Source organism: Verrucomicrobiota bacterium (assembly GCA_039192515.1).
In the GTDB taxonomy this organism is placed as follows: domain Bacteria; phylum Verrucomicrobiota; class Verrucomicrobiia; order Methylacidiphilales; family JBCCWR01; genus JBCCWR01.
This window is the reverse complement of record JBCCXA010000017.1, coordinates 1-17920: the sequence shown is the minus strand read 5'-3', so window position 1 is coordinate 17920 and position 17920 is coordinate 1. Positions and strand designations below refer to the sequence as shown.

The window sequence follows — 17920 nt, the reverse complement described above, 5'->3', positions numbered from 1 at the left end:
ATGTTCGCCATGCAACTAAGCTTATGATATCCCATAAAAAAGTACATCAAATAATCATCAAATTAATTCTCTATTCCTTTATCCTTTCCATTTTTCAGAACTTAAAGCTTCAAGCAAAAATCAGCCCATTAGCTGATAAACCGGATTGGTCACGACTGGACCCTTTCCAATACAGCATAAGTAAAAGCAAATTTCTTAAGCTCTTAAACGAGGTCTACGCTCCTCATAATGCTTGGAGCCAAAGCATACGTATCTTTGAAACTCATGCGCTTATCCTTACTGGTGATAAATCGTGGGATAATGCTTACAAGCTACACTATGCCACTCAGGCAAAAACTAACGCATTAAATTCCTCTGCATTGTACTGGCTTCAAAGCTCTAAGCAAACGGCAGCACCATCTATCCAAACATCTCTTGAACCGCTGCCCTTAAATGGGAGACGCATAGCCATAGACCCTGGGCATCTAGGTGGCTCTTGGGCCAAAATGGAAGAGCGGTGGTTCCAAATAGGAAAAGACACTCCCGTAACAGAAGGTGATATGACCCTTAGAGTTGCTCTATTAATCAAAGAACAACTTGAGCAATTGGGGGCAACAGTTTTACTAACGCGACAAAGCACCGAGCCTGTGACCTCTAAAAGGCCTGCTGATTTTGTTAACGAAGCTCGCCAGCAACTTATTAGTTGGGGTATTAGCAATCCACTAAAAACGTTTAGAAGCCGCTTTGATCCCAAACGAATCTATTCCACAGACTGGCGAAGCCAGATGTTTTTCTACCGAATTAGCGAGATCAGAGCACGCAGTAAACTCATTAATCAAAAACTCAAGCCAGAGCTCGCACTTTGTCTGCACTTTAATGCCGAGAGTTGGGGAGATCCCTCAAAGCCTACTTTAGTGGATAAGAATCACTTCCACATCTTAATCAATGGCACTTACATGGCTGGCGAGCTTGAATTTGAAGACTCTCGATTTGAAATGATGTACAAGATTCTATCTCAAGTGTATGACAACGAATTAAAAGCAGCCAAAGTCTTCAGGCATCATTTCGTCAAAGAAACATCTTTACCCCCTTTTATCTATCATGGCAAAAACGCCACAGCGCTGGACTCAAAAAAATATATCTGGTCTCGTAATCTAATTGCCAATAGACTTTTTAACTGTCCTACCCTCTTTCTTGAACCCTATGTCATGAATAGTAGAGATACCTATGCCCACATTAATGCCGGCGAATATGTTGGCACTAGAAGCATTCTAGGAAGAGATAGAAAAAATATTTATAAGGAGTACGCTGATACTGTAGTAAAGGCGCTGATAGAATATTACCGCATTACCCCTTAAAATTTTACAGCACCCTGGATCAACAGCTATTGATATCGAGCTACTGATGAGATAAAACCATATCCATGAAAATGCGCTTACCCACTTTACTGTGGATAGTATCGATCTCATTATTCGCCCTCATTATATCCACCTTTGTTTTCGCTTGGTTTACCGTTACGAGCTATATCAGGAGCTCCGCATTTCAGCAGTTTGCATCTATCCAACTAAACCAATTATTAAGAGCTGAGGGAAAGTTAGAACCCATATCTTTGCAAGACACCACTCTTTCATCAAACAGTTATGTTGCTAAAGGCAATGAAGACAGTGCTTTTGAAATCATAAAGGCAGATAACATCCGTGTTCACTTCAATCTAGCTGCCATCTTCTTTCGCACGTGGGAAATCGAAAAAATCCAAGTAAGCACATTAAATATCCGCCTTAACGCTGAACCCAAAAATGAACTCGACCACTCAGCCATTACAGGCCTTTCCAGCAACTTTCCAATAGCCTTTCTACTCCCGACAAAGCTTAAAATTAAAGAAGTCATCATAGAAGACACAAATCTTAGTTGGGCCATGCCTTCGAAGGATAACCCTCCGACAATCCGTTACGGAACTCTTAAGCAATCTAAACTATCACTCGTCCCTAAAGATAACGGTTCTTGGGAGGCTAGAGGATATGGAGGAAAGGTTAATACACCTTCTTACGTCACCCATTCCTCTCTCATGATGGATTATTACCGCCTCCTTGTAGACATTCCAGAGTTCAAGATTATAGAGGCCAAAGCTAATGGAATAAACGGAGGAACGATCTTCGTAAAAGGTGACCTTAAATTCAGTGATGTCATTTCTGCAAACATTGACTACACTATAGGAGATTTTCCAAGTGATGACCTCTTACCCAATCCACTGAAAGACCATATAAGTGGGACCATCAACAGCCATGGAAAGCTTATTCATGCGGAAGAAACATTAAGTATCCAGGGAAAGGTAAATTTAAATCAAGGCTATATCACAGGCCTTCCATCATTGCAAAAACTTCATAATCTAACAAAGCTACATGATCTCCTAAGGCTTAAACTTGACAAAGCGCAATTAGATTTTGATTACCAAGATAGTGAAAATTTTCGTCTTGAGAATATTCGACTCGAGTCAAATGAAATTCTCAAACTAATGGGATCGCTCTCAGCTTCCTCCAAACAATTAAATGGCTCGCTAGATGTTGGCACTACCGATCGATTACTTAGTTTTGTTCCCGGGGCTAAGAGCCAAGTCTTCACTATAAGTCGTGAAAAATACCACTGGGCAGCACCTCCTATGACGGTTACTGGTACAACTGACTCCTTCAAAGAAGATCTTTCACCTAGACTCCAAAAGGCTTTTATCGGTGAAATTCAAGACACGGTTGAGGACACCGTAGAAAAAGGCGCAGAAATCATCAAAAAAGGCACCGAGAGCATACAAGAAGTCCTGCCTGGCATTATTGAAGGCTTTGGTTTTTAGACGCTTTCTACAACCCAAAAAAAACATTCCCTTTTTGTTTCGGCAGATCAGCATAGGACATGCTCAATATCCTCTGGTTTCTATTTTTTCTACTAGCCTTCATAGCCTCGCTATACCAGTGGTTGGTTTTAGGAAATTCTGGAATCTTTAATGATATTGTCCAGAACCTATTCAAATATGCAAATATCGCTTTTGAGATAGCTCTGGGGCTAACAGGAATCATGTGCTTATGGCTAGGTCTGATGAAAATCGCGGAGAAAGCAGGATTAGTCCAGCTCATTGCTAAAGGCCTTTCCCCACTCTTCGAGCGAATTATGCCATCTGTGCCCAAAAATCATCCGGCACTTGGATCCATCACCATGAATATGGTGGCTAATATGCTAGGCCTTGATAATGCCGCAACTCCTTTGGGCTTGAAAGCAATGAGTGATCTTCAATCAATTAATAAGTCCAAAGACACCGCATCTGATGCCCAGATCTTCTTTCTAGTGCTAAATGCTTCCTCTGTAACTCTTTTGCCTATGTCTATTTTTATGTACCGCTCTCAGCAAGGTGCCCCGGAACCGACTATGGTGTTCATTCCTATATTGCTGGCAACTGCCTGCTCGACCTTAGCGGGTTTTCTTTACGTCTCAATAGCCCAAAGGATTAAATTATGGGATCCGGTAATACTAGCTTACCTTAGTGGCTTTGCTCTAGTGATTGGCGGCACTGGTTACTTCCTTAACCAATTGCCTCAAGAAGAGATGAATCGCCAATCAACTCTTATAGGTAACCTCCTACTTTTTTCAATTGTCATGACTTTTCTCATAGCGGGTTTCACCCAAAAAGTTCCCTTATATGAAACATTTGTAGAGGGTGCTAAGGAAGGATTCACGATAGCCATAAAGATAATCCCCTACTTAGTTGCCATGCTGATTGCGATTGCTTGCCTCAGAGCAAGCGGCTTGCTGGACGGCATACTCCATATCATCAAAAGTGGGGTAACTACAATTGGTTGGGACACCTCCTTTGTAGACGCTTTACCTACAGCACTCATCAAACCCTTCAGTGGCAGCGGGGCGCGTGGCATGATGCTTGAAACCATGCAAAACCATGGAGTTGATTCATTACCCGCCGTTATGGCTACCATTATCCAAGGGAGTACCGAGACAACTTTTTATGTCATAGCTGTTTACTTTGGAAGTGTCGGAATCACTAAAACTAGATACGCCATTCCTGGCGGACTGTTTGCCGAAGTTGCTGGGGTCGTTGCAGCTATACTGATTGGCTACTGGTTTTTTGGCCAGTGAACCATGGATAATATCATCGTTAAGCAAACCAATTTCATCAAAAAAGAACTAAAATTAGATATTCACACGCCAATTGTAGAATAAACTTGATTGATGTGTAATTGCTATGATTTCACGGACTAATAGGTTAACTAGGTCCACCTAAGCAAATCCAGTAATTTTAATCGCTGACCTACTTTTCCAGGCAAAAACTATCAAAACTGCCTTAATGAATTCTAAATGCTAATTATTGCAAATACTAAATATTTAAATTGCTTCGCCTTTGCGAATATGTAGGACTATAAGAGATGTATTACAATATTTCCTACTTTAGTTAATTTCAGTACCTAGAAGATTAGATTTATAACAAAAGGAAGAAATTGACTATGAGAAGTATTCTCGTAATGCTAAAGACTGTAGTGCTACTCCTGATACCAGCGATAGCCCTAGCATTAACCGCTCAAAATCGAGGAAACTATTCCTCTTTTGATACAAGCGAGGATCTTCTGCTTGTTCAGTATGACTCTCTACCGGACCCGGATGACGTCCATTGCCACGCTGCACTAGGCTGCATGTTACTTAACCCTGATCTAAAGAACGTTGATACTTATGCAGTCCTTGGGACTACCGGCACACAAGAACTCGAACAAGGCTTTATCGACACTACCCCTTTGATGAACATCAACCATAGTCCTCAGGGAAAAGACACCTGGACTAATGCCTGGGATGGCCATTTGGCCAGGGGTGCTAATTGGAATCGATCAGTCAGGCGGATCAAAAACAAAGTCAAATCAATTATTCAAAATGGTGGTGTGGTCTTTGTAGCTGAGGCTGGTCAGTCAAGTATTAATGCCGACCGAATCGAGGCGTTAATCAATGAAGATGTCTCGTCATCTCTGATCAAAAGTAATGTGGTGGTGGTTCAACACAGTGTATGGAATGAAGCTGCAAAACCATATGAAATTGAGGCGGACAGATCCTTGTGGATACGGGTTGGCCTAGGGCTGGCTACTCCCCAATACCCGGTGGGATCGATTTTTCTGATATGGTAGAAATTTGTTGGATATTAGAAATCAATTCCAAAGCAGATAGTCTCCGAAAATCCTGGAACACATATGTCATAAATAAAAGTTCCGGCTCTGGAGGATCCAGCCCTCCTGTAATCACTCCATACTATCAAGGATCTGAAGATGGAGTTGTCTTGATGGACGTTGAGTTTGACCCTTCAGAAAACCCCTGGTCCGAGGAAGGAAACAATGATTCCTGGCTACACTGGAGATTTCTATTACGTTGTTAGATCAGAGGTTCATTCCAACAACCTCAAACCGGAATAGGAACTCTCTAGTATCTTTTTGTCGTAACAAAAGCTGGAAACTATCAACTTCAATGGCGCAGTTACATTAAAATCTGAGATAACAACACTGAGCATAGTGACAACTGGGCCCGCCTAATTGAACCGGATGGAACAACCGTCGATCCTTCAAATAAGAGAAATTTGGATGTAAGGAATGGCTGGTATAAAATTTACATGAACACGACAGGCAAGTGGACTTGGCAGGCCTGTAATATCGACAACAATCCTCAACCTGTGGATTGGAATCTTGATACAGGAAAGCAATATGTTCTTCAAGTAAGCGCCCGCTCTGGGGGCACGCTATTGACCGACTACTTCTAGCGATAGAAATGGCGATACGGAATACGCAAACCTAAAAAACGGTTTCACTACAAAGAAACAAATCAGTCGAGCCGATAAACTGCTTGTTTCTGAAATTATAGATAGCAATCCTGCCAAAATCCCTCCGAGCGTAGCCTTTAGTGATTCATCTGACTTGACCCTTGAAGAAGGATACACATCAATCTTCATAGAAGCTGATGCCACTGACTCTGACGGAAGTGTAGAAAATGCTCGACTCTATTTAGATAATGTTTTAATCAGACAGGACAACCAATCCAAGTTCAGATGGAACGAAACCAGAGATCCTCAGTTACTCGGCCTAGCTGTCGGGACTTATGAATTAAAAGTGATTTCTACAGACAACGAAGGCACAAGAGCTAAGGCCGTCGCAACCCTAACAGCAGAAAGTGCTCCCAGAACCGCTTGCCAAATCTGGGAGGTTCAGAATGGTTTACCAGCTGACTCTGGTGATTCAGACACAGATAAAGATGGCTATACTAATAAATATGAATCCCTTTTGGGCTTGGACCCTAATACCCCCCTCAATCAGGGAAGACCCCGCAGTTATGTGGATGGGCAAGGTTATTTGAGTAAAATCTATATCCGACGCAAAGATCAATCAATTACTTACACCCTGGAAATCTCAACAAATCTTAGCTCAGAATCTTGAACACCGATAGGTACTGAAGCCTTAACCATCACTTCTAAACCTGATGATAATGGTAGTGAAACTGAAACAATTACCTTGAGATATGACACTCCTTAAGCAGATTTTACAGGTAGATTGTTCTTACGAATTAAGTTAGATCAATAACACTCAAGTGATTCTAGTAAGATAATTAATTGAAAGCAAACACAGCTTGTATAGTGCGTCAGTGTTAATACTGTCTTTTTGCACCTAAAATTCGTTCATATGGATTAATCTAAAACCTAATCATATTCTTTCACATCGACTTTTTTAATTTGCGTTATGAAGTAGAAATTGAACTACTAGAGCTTTTTTGAACTAATTTTAACACCCATTTTGTCATACTCGGGTTCAACCGGGGTATCCAGGAAATTTAAGTATTCCTAGATTTTTCCGCCGGATTGAGCTTTTGATATGAACATGGATCCAAGCACAAGCGACTAGACAGACCTTTACAAGCACTTACCGGTGAAACCACAGAATGGCAAGCCAGATTAGCCTCTCTTGCCTATACATTACAAAATGCACTACAGAAAGAGAATCAACGAAAATGTCTCAATCGCATCGTCAGAGCGTAACTCTAATTACTGGCAAGCAAAGTGATCAAGCACGCGGAACGCCCATCCTGATATTACAGAGACATGGGTCTCAGAACGGGGATACCTTTAAAAACTCTGTGTTTGTCGATGCCAAGATCTAACCCTGATTTTTAAGTCACTACACCATCATATGAGTTTAAAATAAAATAGGGGATCGATAAAAATTATCTTTTAATTCGCAATTTGAATTGCAAGCACTATCTTCAGCCACAATCTTTCTGTTGAAAATTTTAGAATTTTAAAGAGCAAGACCATATTCTTAAAAAAGACTAGTGATTGTATCAACTAAATAACTAACCTGTCCTACAGTTGGCAATTATGCAAAACGCTATTACACTAATTACTTTAGTGATCACTTAACAAAATCAGAGAGAAGTGAATTAGTAGATATTTAAAAAGGGAAAGCCTGCAGAACATATGCGTGTAACACTAAATATTTTGGCCATTTTTCTAGTGCCGGGAGTATTGCAAGCTTTGACTGCTCAAAACCGAGGTAATTATCCAATTTTTAATCCCAGCACGGATTTATTATTAGCCCAATATGATTCTCTACCGGATCCTGATGATATCCATGCTCAGGCCGCACTCGGCTGCATGTTACTACACCTCGACCTAGAGACTGTTAGTGTCTATGCAGTTCTTGGTGCAACAGGCATACAGAGGCTAGATCAAGGCTTTATCGATTCTACAAAACTGATGAAGGAAATCTACGGTCGAGAGGGTAAAAACACTTGGACTTATGCCTGGGATGGTCATTTGGTCAGAGGCGCTAACTGGAATCGATCCGTGAACCGCATCAAAAACAAAGTCAGATCCGTTATTGAAAGTGGAGGTGTCGTCTTTGTTGCAGAGGCTGGCCAGTCAAATATTACAGCCGATTGGGTTGAAGTATTGATCGATGAAGGTGTATCACCATCTTTGATCAAAAGCAATGTGGTGGTCGTTCAGCACAGCAGATGGAATGAAAATCAATCATCAGAGGATGATTTGGTCTATGTTAAAGAACAGACATCATACATCAAAATTGACGACGGGAATATGGATTACGATGAAGGGGGTAAAAATGGCAAAAAGGGCGAACAAACTCCAGCTTACAAGTCAAGTGATTTGACTTATATACAAGAGGTAATTAGTCCTCTGAATTCCAATGAAGCAGCAAAGGGACTGTGGAACTTGGCCGAAGAGGTGATTATAGACTCAGGATGGCCTGGAGCCCCCTACTCCCCTATACCAGGCGGAGTCGACTTCTCCGATACCGTAGAAGTATGGTGGATCATGGAGATCAATACCAAGGCAGATACGATCCGCAAATTTTGGGATCGTTATGTGGTAGAAGGAACTTCTTCTGGCGTTGGTGATCCAGGCCCTCCAACCATCACTAGCTATTATGAAGGGTCTGAAGATGGAGTGGTCGTGATGGATATTGAGTTTGACTCTCCGGGAAGCTTTTGGTCAGAGGAAACAACTGTTCCCGGCTACACAGGGAGATCTTATTACGTCGCTCAGGTGGACTCATTCAGGGAACCCGGATTCGGAACCCTTAATTATCCTTTTGTAGTGACTAAAGCTGGAAACTATCAACTTCAATGGCGCAGTTACATTACAATCGGAGATAACGGGACGGAGCATAATGACAATTGGGCCCGTTTGATTGAGGCTGATGGAACGATCGTTGATCCAGTAAACAGTAAGAAACTAGACCCAAAGGAAGACTCAAATGAGGATAACTGGTATAAGATTTACATGAACAGGACAGATCAATGGACTTGGCAAGCGCGCAATGTCGATAACGATGCTCAACCAGTACATTGGGATCTGGATGCTGGAAAGCAGTATGTTCTCCAAGTAAGTGCCCGTTCAAGAGGTCATGCTATTGACCGATTGCTCCTCTGGGACAGAAACGGTGAGACACAGTATGCAGATCCAACCAATGGTTCTCCTTCACGCCAACAAAACAATCTAGCCGATAAGCTACCGGCTTCTAAAATCATTGTTGGCATTCCTACCAATATCCCGCCCAGCGTTGCTTTCGATAGTTCGTCGGGTTTAAATCTTGAGGAAGGATATACATCTATAGAATTAGCGGCTAATGCCTCTGACTTGGATGGGCAAATTGACAATGTTCAACTTTTTCTTGATGATATTTTGATAAGAGAGGACAACGCATTTGAATACAGATGGAATGAAAACACAGACCCTAAGTTACTTGGCCTAGCAGCGGGAGCTTATCAACTGAAACTTATCGCAACGGATAATGAAGGTGCTACGGCTGAAGCTACCGCCACCCTTACTGTGAAGGCTGTAGAGAATACGCCACCCTCCGTCTCATTCAACGATTTATCTGAATTGGATAAAATTGAAGGATACGATGGCATCTACATTGAGGCTAATGCTATAGATTTAGATGGTGAAATAGCTAATGTAGAACTGTATTTAGATGATGTTTTCATCAGTTCAGACAGTAAACCAAAATATAATTGGTTTGGTAAGAAAGACCCTCGATTACTTGGCCTAACAGCGGGAACTTATCAGCTGAAACTTATCGCAACAGATAATGAAAGTACTACGGCTGAAGCTATTGCCACCCTTACTGTGAAGGCTGTAGACAATACGCCACCCACCGTCTCATTCAACGATTCATCTGAATTGGATAAGGTTGAAGGATACGATGGCATCTACATTGAGGCTAATGCCATAGATTCAGATGGTGAAATAACTAATGTAGAATTGTATTTAGATAATGTTTTCATCAGTTCAGACAGTAAACCAAAATATAATTGGTTTGGTAAGAAAGATCCTGAATTACTTGGCCTAGCAGCAGGAACTTATGAGGTAAAAGTAGTTGCTACAGACAATGAAGATGCTAAGGCTGAAGTAGTAACCACCCTTACCGTGATTAGTGCACCAAAAAGTCCTTACCAGATCTGGGAAGAAGAGAATGATTTACCAGACAATTCGGGTGATTTGGACACTGACAAAGATGGTTATAGCAATAAATATGAATTTCTATTCGGTTTAGACCCCAATAACCCTCTGAATCCGAGGAAGCAGAAAATTTTTGTGGATGCTAAAGGTTTTCTAAACATGATCTATACCCGTCGTAGTGATCAATCAATTTCTTATATAGTTGAAATATCAACTAATCTCTCTGCTAGCTCTTGGACCCCATTAACGATAGGAAAAGACTATGAAGTTACTAATGGCCCGGTCGATAACGGAGATGGAACTGAAACCCTTACTCTTACCTACGAGATTGCGCTAGGAGATATTGGAGATAAGTCATTCCTCCGCATTAAAGCCACTGAGTAGGCCTTAACCGGAATGATACAATAAAGACTTAGAGATCTGGGTGGGATCTTGGCCCCAAGAAGCGATTAGTCTTCTATAGTTACCATCTATGAAGACTGATATCCTGACTCTATCAGGATTCGCGCTCGATCGCTTGGCCTTCATTTGTTTCAAAAGATATGCTCAAAGGATGCGTTCGATATATTTTCGTCCACTCCCTTTTTCCTCCTATTCAAATTTTTAGGCACTTCTTTTAACTTTTATGCTAATTATCTGGATTAAATATTTAAATTGCCTTTTTTTCCAACAAGCCTTATCATAATTGTAATGTGAGTTACAAACTAGCGCTTACACTTCATTTTGCCGTTGTAGCTCTGAACGGTTATTCAGCCTGCCGTAGGGGCTTGGCACTCTGTCTTTGAAACCATAATTTACATTTTTTTAGTAAGGTTCAAGGGGTTTGAAACAACAGTAAGAGTGTAACGTTACAAACGCATTATTTTGCGTTTTAATAAATAGAAGCCCCGAAGGACTGATAGATAATGAGAGAATTAATTATGAGAAATATGCGAATACTACTAAGTATTTTGGTACTATTATTGATACCAACTTTTGTTCAGGCACTAACTGCGCAAGAAAGAGGAAACTATCCATTGTTTGACACTAGGACCGATTTACTGCTAGCACAGTATGATTCCCTACCGGACCCTGATGATATCCATGCGCAGGCCGCACTCGGCAGCATGCTGCTACACCCTGATTTAAAGAATGTTGATGTTTATGCGGTCCTCGGTGCAACAGGTATACAGGGCTATTCAGATGGTTTTATCGACTCTAGGCCACTTATGGAAAAAATTTATGGGCGTGAGGGGAAAAACACGTGGACCTATGCCTGGGATGGCCACTTGGTCAGAGGTGTTAATTGGAACCGATCAGTTGATCGCGTCAAAAACAAAGTCAGATCGGTTATTGAAAATGGAGGTGTCGTTTTTGTAGCAGAAGCCGGACAGTCAAATATTACTGCCGCATGGATTAGAAAGCTGATCGATGAAGGTGTATCACCTTCATTGATCAAAAGCAATGTGGTGGTCGTTCAGCACAGCAGATGGAATGAAAACCAGTCATCACCTAGTGATTTGGGCTACGTTCAAGACCAGACATCATACATCAAAATTGACGACGGGAATCTGGATTACGATGAAAAGGGTAAAAACGGCAAAAAAGGCAAAAGAAGCCCAGCCTACAATTCGAGTGACTTAACCTACATTCAAGAGGCTCTTAGTCCAGCCAATGAGAATGAGTCAGCCAAAGATTTGTGGGGCTTAGCGGAAGAAGTTATCGTAGACTCGGGGTGGCCTGGTGCCCCCTACTCCACTATACCTGGTGGAGCCGACTTCTCTGATACTGTCGAAGTATGGTGGATCATGGAGATCAATACCAAAGCCGATACTATCCGTAAATTCTGGGATCGGTATGTGGTAGAAGGAACTTCTTCTGGCATTGGAGACCCGGACCCGCCAATCATTACTTCCTACTATGAAGGGTCCGAAGATGGAGTGGTCGTGATGGACATCGAGTTTGATTCTCCTAACAATCTGTGGTCTGAGGAGAGGAGTATTGCCAGTTACACGGGGAATTCCTATTACGTTGCGACGGCAGATTCATTCCAACAACCTGGGTTTGGAACTCTTAACTATCCTTTTGTTGTGACTAAAGATGGAAACTATCAATTTCAATGGCGGAGTTATATCACAATTGGAGATAACAATACTGAGCATAATGACAATTGGGCCCGTTTGATTGAAGCTGATGGAAAAACCGTCGACCCGGCAAATAAGCGAGATTTAGACCCAAAAGATGATTGGTATAAGATTTACATGAACACGATAGGTAAATGGACTTGGCAGGCCCGCAATGTTGATAACAATGCTCAGCCAGTACATTGGGATCTGGTTACCGGAAAGCAGTATGTTCTCCAGGTAAGTGCCCGTTCAAGAGGACATGCTATTGACCGATTGCTCCTATGGGATAGAAACAGTAATAAAGACTATGCCAGCCGTAGCACTGGCAATACTTCGCAAAAACAAAACAATCAAGCTGACAAGTTGCCCGTTTCTAAAATCATTGAGGACAACTCAGCAAACAATCCCCCAAGTGTGGCCTTCGAGGATTCATCCACCTTGCGTTTGGATGAGGGATATACTTCAATCAAGATAGACGCTAGTGCCTCAGACTCTGATGGGAGTATAAAAAATGTTGCGCTCTACATAAATAACGTTCTCATCCGTTCAGATAAAAAATCACCGTACACTTGGTTCGAAAATAAAGACCCGGGCTTATTTGGCTTGCAAGCAGGCACTTATGAGTTAAAAGCTATCGCTACAGACAATGAAGGCGCTACAGCTGAAGCTGTTGCTACCCTCACGGTAACGCAAACTGTAACCAACACGCCTCCCACAGTTTCTTTCAACCCTTCATCTGAGTTAAACAAAATTGAAGGATATGAAGGTATTTACATAGAAGCTGATGCTGCTGACCCAGACGGAAAAATAGCCAATGTGGAACTTTATCTAGAAGAAGTTTTCATTGGTTCAGACAACAGACCAAAATACAATTGGTTCGGACAGAAAAATCCAGACTTATTTGGCTTACAAGCAGGCACTTATGAGTTAAAGGCTATCGCAACAGACAATGAAGGCGCTACAGCTGAAGCAGTTGCTACCCTCACGGTAACACAAACTGTAATTAACACGCCTCCCACAGTCTCTTTCAACCCTTCATCTGAGTTAAACAAAATTGAAGGATATGAAGGTATTTTAATAGAAGCTGATGCCGCTGACCCAGACGGAAAAATAGCCAATGTGGAACTTTATGTAAACGACGTTTTCTTTAGTTACGATAATATAGCGCCTTATGCATGGTTCGGAAAGAAAGATCCCGGCTTGCTCGCACTAGATGCAGGCAGTTACGTACTAAAGCTTGTCGCTACAGACAATGAGGGTGCTGTTGCTGAAGCTACAGCTACTCTTATAGTTGAGACGACGGAAGAACAACCTGTTATTTATGAGGCAGAAGGACCTGAAGCAATTACTTCTGGGCCTTTTAGAAATGATGCAACAGGTTTTAGTGGAACAGGCTATATTAAGATTAGCGGAAGAGGTTTTATCGAATGGACAGTGGAGGCCAGCGAGGATCTGAAAGCAGAAACAAGCTTCGGCTACTCGCTTGCTTCCGGAAACAGACCATTCAAAGTCATTGTCAACTCTATTGAGGTCAATTCTGACCTCAGTTTCCCAGCAACGGGAGGTAGAAATACCTGGAGTGAAACTGCAAGCCTAACGCTTGACCTCTTATCTGGAAGTAATAGTATTAGAATTGAAAATACCGGCCTAGGAGGCGCTAACATCGATTATCTAAGGATTACAGCTTTAGCAGCTACTGAACCGATTATAACTTTGGAAGATGATGCCTATATTGAAAATGGCAAAGCCAAAAATGATAATTCCCTACGGCTAGAAAATAGTGATCGCACACGAGTCTCTTATCTTAAATTTAATATCAGTGGTTTGAGTGGTCCACCAACATCTGCGATCCTTGAACTAGAGGTTATGGACAGCGGCAATGGAACCATTCGAGCTTTCCTAGGAGATTATAACTCCTGGAGTGAAGAAAACCTAGCAGGATTGGAATCCTCACCACCTATGGCAGTGAGCGAGATCACCTCTATCAGCGGTCCCGTTAGTATAGCCAGCATTATTGCCTTAGACTTAACTAGCGCTATCTCTGGAGATGGAGATATCACCATTATATTGGCCCAAGACCCTATTAGCTCTTCCAGGGATGATATATGGTTCAGTTCTAAAGAAGGCTCTTCTCTTGGCACATTAGCTCCAAAGTTGACCATTGTGGAATAAAAATTCTTGTTGAAATCAAAAAAGCTTCGCTCTTTCTACAGAGTGGAGCTTTTGCTGGGGGCGAATCATCCAAAAGAAGCTGTGAATTGCCCCCTAAAGGTGAAGTGGAAAGAGAGTCATAATTTGCCTAAGAAAAAAAAGAAAGGCAAAAAGAATGAAAGCATTGAATTGGAGTATAGAGAAAATCATAGGGGTATTACGAGAAGCTGAAGGAGAAGTAAGTGTCAGAGAAGTATGCCGGCGGCACAATATAAGTGATAAGACTTTTTATCGGTGGCGCAAGAAGTATGGACAGATGGAAATTCAGAGTGCACAAAGGCTTAAAGAATTAGAAAAAGAGAATGGGGAGCTCAAGAAGATCGTGGCAGAGCAATTGCTTAATATAAAAGTTCTGGAGCATGTGAATGGAAAAAAGTGGTAAGCCCGAAGCAGGAGCGGAGGGCGGTGGAGCTAGTAGCCAAGGTAGAGAGTCTCTGTCGTGTGAATCAGGCGTGTAAATACCTGAAACTTAAAACAAGTAGTCATTACTACAAAGAACAAGGAATCCAGGAAAAGCAAAAGCGCCTAGAAAAACGAATTAAAGTCTTAAGTGATAAGTATCCTCGATACGGGTATCGAAGAATCCGTGGACTGCTAATAAGAGAGGTCTATGAAGTGAGCAAGAAAACGATTCAGAAGATAAGAGGAGACTACGGCCTTGAAGTGAGTTTAAAGAAAAGGAAGCATATAAGGAGAGGCCAATCGACATGATTACCTAGCAAAGCTAATCATGTTAACCATGTTTGGAGTTGGGATTTTGTGCAGGATCGAACCGATAAGGGAGGTTCAATTCGGATGATGACCTTAATTGATGAGTATACGCGGAGGTGTTTGAGAATAGAAGTGGCTCGAAGTCTTAAAAGCCAGGATGTATTGAGAGTGCTCACTGATGCGATGAGTTAACACGGAGCACCTGAATATGTACGAAGTGATAGTGCCAGTGAGTTTATCGCCAAGATCATTAGAGCCTTTGTTGATAATCATCCGATCAAAATGATCTATATTGATCCTGGAAGCCCTTGGCAAAATGGATATATAGAATCTTTTCATCAAAGGCTACGAGATGAGTGTCTCAATCAGGAACTCTTTTTAAATGTCTCCGAAGCTCAAGTTGTCATTGAAGGATGGATAACGTAGGATAAGTTTCGCACATATTTTGACTGCGAGAGTTGGGCAGGAAGGTAAAAAAGGAAAATGAGCGATCAGAAGATCATAAGAATAGATGAGCGTGAGATAGAAGCTAAGGTGAACCGAGTGGTAGCCGAGACAGTGGAAGAGACCCTTAATGGATTGTTGGAAGCCGAAGCAGAGCAACTGTGTGGGGCCAAGCGATATGAGCATAGCTCTGAGCGCAGAGATAGCCGAGCGGGACATTACAAGCGCAAGCTTGAGACACAAGCTGGAAGGGTGGAGCTCAAAGTTCCCAAGCTACGCAAATTAGGGTTTGAGAGTGAGATTATCCAAAGGTATCGGCGTAAGGAAACGAGTGTGGAGGAAGCGCTTGTAGAGATGTATCTAGCAGGAGTGAGCGTAAGAAGAGTGGAAGATATCACCGAAGCCTTATGGGGAACACGAGTGAGTCCATCAACGGTGAGTGAGCTCAACCAAAAGATCTACACAAAAATAGATCTGTGGCGTAATAGGAAGCTAGAGCGCAATTACCCTTATGTGTATTTGGATGGGATATGGCTCAAACGTAGTTGGGGAGGAGAGGTAAAGAACGTGAGTGTGTTGGTGGCCATAGGAGTCAATGAGGAGGGTTACCGTGAGGTGCTTGGAGTAAGCGAAGGACTCAAAGAGGACCTGGAGAGTTGGCGAGGCTTTTTAAGGCATCTAAAAGAGCGAGGCCTTCAAGGAGTCAAGTTGGTGGTAAGCGATAAATGTCTAGGGTTAGTAGAAGGTATAGGAGAGTTCTTTGAAGCAGCTAAATGGCAAAGATGTGTGGTGCATTTTTATCGTAATGTATGGACACAGGTGCCAACCAAGAAAGTCAAAGAAGTCAGTGCCATGCTCAAGGCTATCCATGCCCAAGAAGATCGGGAGGCGGCTTTAGAAAAGGGGCAAATGGTAGTAGAAAAGCTTAAAGCAATGAAATTAAGTGGAGCTGGAGAGATATTGGAGAATGGCTTAGAAGAAACTCTAAGTTATATGAGCTATCCCAGAGAGCACTGGAGAAGCCTGCGAACAAACAATCCCTTAGAGCGAGTGATGCGAGAGATACGAAGGCGAACCAGAGCTGTAGGAGCATTCCCAGATGGAAAGAGTGCTCTGATGTTAGTTTGTGCACGGCTCAGACACATGGCAGGAGGGCATTGGTCTACGCGTCGTTATTTGGACATGAAAAGGCTTCGTGACCTAGAGAAGGACCAAAGGCAGGCAGCATAGCGCCTTCAATAAGGTAAATTTAATTATCCATCCTTGGAAGGAAATTATAACAAAGAGAAATAATCAATAAGCCCTAGCACGCAAATAAAAAAGTGCGAAAGATTCTGGACACTACCGAAGGATGGAGAGGACTTTACAATGAAATGCATCCTCATAGTAACCTAGATTGGCATAGCCCAAATCAATATTATCAAATCAATCAGAAACAAAATGATGAGAATTTATCCTCTAAAATTGACAAAACGATCATTATCAACTAACAACATCATAATACGCAAAGTGTGACTCTCAATATACTCAGCTATAGGTAGGCCAATCAGCTGAATGAAATGCGCAAAACCTTGCTCAAAGAAAATCACAACCACAAAAAAGGAACCCCGGCCAGGTTTCCCTGAGCGGGGTTCATATAACTAGCAACGCCCTACTTTCACACAGCCTATCGCTGCACTATCATCGGCGAAGGTATGTTTCACTTCCGTGTTCGGAATGGGAACGGGTGGGGCCATACCTCTATGATCACTAGAAGACTGGAGAAACTCTAAATTTTCTTCAGATTTTCTAGCGATGATACAATTACTAGCTTTTCAAAGAACATTAGTTCCTCGACAACTATACATAGAGCACAACACTATATTAAGCGTTGGCTTGAGAACCATTTAAAATTCTTTACTTAGAATTTCTAGCCGGTCTCCCGGCACTTATCCGGAAGACTTCGCTAAAAATTTAAGATCAAGCCGATCGGGTAATTAGTACCAGTTAGCTAAACACATTACTGCGCTTACACGTCTGGCCTATCAACGTGGTGGTCTTCCACGGCCCTGATAGGGATATCTCATCTTCAGAGGGGCTTGGCACTTAGATGCTTTCAGTGCTTATCCTTTCCGTACTTAGCTACCCTGCGCTGCTTCTGACGAAACAACAGGAACACCAGAGGTACGTCACTCCCGGTCCTCTCGTACTAGGGAGTGAACCCGTCAAATATCCTACGCCCACAGCGGATAGAGGACCGAACTGTCTCACGACGTTCTGAACCCAGCTCGCGTGCCACTTTAACCGGCGAACAGCCGGACCCTTGGGACCTTCTCCAGCCCCAGGATGTGACGAGCCGACATCGAGGTGCCAAACCGCGCCGTCGATATGAACTCTTGGGCGCGATCAGCCTGTTATCCCCGGAGTACCTTTTGTCCGTTGAGCGACGGCAATTCCACATTCAACCGCCGGATCACTTTGGCCTACTTTC

General features: G+C 42.4%; 13 protein-coding genes and 2 rRNA genes. 13 read left to right on the top strand and 2 right to left on the bottom strand.

Translation table 11 applies throughout. The features are described 5' to 3' along the window. Positions 1-23: 23 nt before the first annotated feature. The 13 genes from AAGA18_08995 to AAGA18_08935 all read left to right on the top strand — a co-directional run bounded on the left by AAGA18_08995 (position 24) and on the right by AAGA18_08935 (position 16680). Entirely contained in the window at positions 24-1337 is a 1314-nt protein-coding gene (locus AAGA18_08995; protein MEM9445477.1) for an N-acetylmuramoyl-L-alanine amidase, read from the top strand. A gap of 65 nt (positions 1338-1402) precedes the next feature. After that, positions 1403-2821, top strand: coding sequence for a hypothetical protein (locus AAGA18_08990; GenBank protein MEM9445476.1), 1419 nt, complete (start codon positions 1403-1405; stop codon positions 2819-2821). Between the two features lie 59 nt (positions 2822-2880). Beyond that, positions 2881-4113: a nucleoside recognition domain-containing protein gene (locus AAGA18_08985; protein MEM9445475.1), complete on the top strand. Its 1233-nt coding sequence runs from the start codon at positions 2881-2883 to the stop codon at positions 4111-4113. Positions 4114-4478: 365 nt separating this feature from the next. After that, the gene (locus tag AAGA18_08980; protein MEM9445474.1) at positions 4479-5144 is read left to right on the top strand and encodes a hypothetical protein; all 666 of its coding nucleotides are present in this window, start codon (positions 4479-4481) and stop codon (positions 5142-5144) included. Further along, on the top strand, positions 5138-5389 hold the full coding sequence (locus tag AAGA18_08975) for a hypothetical protein (protein MEM9445473.1): 252 nt from the start codon (positions 5138-5140) through the stop codon (positions 5387-5389). Before AAGA18_08980 ends, AAGA18_08975 begins: the two co-directional genes overlap by 7 nt. A gap of 231 nt (positions 5390-5620) precedes the next feature. After that, entirely contained in the window at positions 5621-5767 is a 147-nt protein-coding gene (locus AAGA18_08970) for a hypothetical protein (GenBank protein ID MEM9445472.1), read from the top strand. A 61-nt stretch (positions 5768-5828) separates the two neighbouring features. Further along, the gene (locus tag AAGA18_08965; protein ID MEM9445471.1) at positions 5829-6437 is read left to right on the top strand and encodes an Ig-like domain-containing protein; all 609 of its coding nucleotides are present in this window, start codon (positions 5829-5831) and stop codon (positions 6435-6437) included. A gap of 568 nt (positions 6438-7005) precedes the next feature. Next, complete coding sequence (locus AAGA18_08960) at positions 7006-7155, top strand: hypothetical protein (protein ID MEM9445470.1); 150 nt, start codon at positions 7006-7008, stop codon at positions 7153-7155. 316 nt (positions 7156-7471) lie between these two features. Continuing rightward, complete coding sequence (locus tag AAGA18_08955; protein ID MEM9445469.1) at positions 7472-10363, top strand: Ig-like domain-containing protein; 2892 nt, start codon at positions 7472-7474, stop codon at positions 10361-10363. Positions 10364-10884: 521 nt separating this feature from the next. After that, positions 10885-14256 carry an Ig-like domain-containing protein gene (locus tag AAGA18_08950; GenBank protein ID MEM9445468.1) on the top strand — a complete coding sequence of 1124 codons (3372 nt, stop codon included), beginning with the start codon at positions 10885-10887 and terminating at the stop codon, positions 14254-14256. 154 nt (positions 14257-14410) lie between these two features. After that, a complete protein-coding gene (locus tag AAGA18_08945; GenBank protein MEM9445467.1) occupies positions 14411-14677 on the top strand; it encodes a transposase in 267 nt (88 codons plus the stop codon). Then, a complete protein-coding gene (locus tag AAGA18_08940; protein MEM9445466.1) occupies positions 14671-15006 on the top strand; it encodes an IS3 family transposase in 336 nt (111 codons plus the stop codon). Before AAGA18_08945 ends, AAGA18_08940 begins: the two co-directional genes overlap by 7 nt. Before the next feature lie 483 nt (positions 15007-15489). Continuing rightward, positions 15490-16680 (top strand): IS256 family transposase, encoded by a 1191-nt coding sequence (locus AAGA18_08935; protein ID MEM9445465.1) that lies wholly within the window; start codon positions 15490-15492, stop codon positions 16678-16680. A 408-nt stretch (positions 16681-17088) separates the two neighbouring features. On the opposite strand, the gene rrf is transcribed toward AAGA18_08935, so the two are convergent. Continuing rightward, positions 17089-17204: ribosomal RNA gene (gene rrf / locus AAGA18_08930) — 5S ribosomal RNA — on the bottom strand. A gap of 201 nt (positions 17205-17405) precedes the next feature. Beyond that, positions 17406-17920, bottom strand: a 23S ribosomal RNA gene (locus AAGA18_08925); the annotation flags it as partial.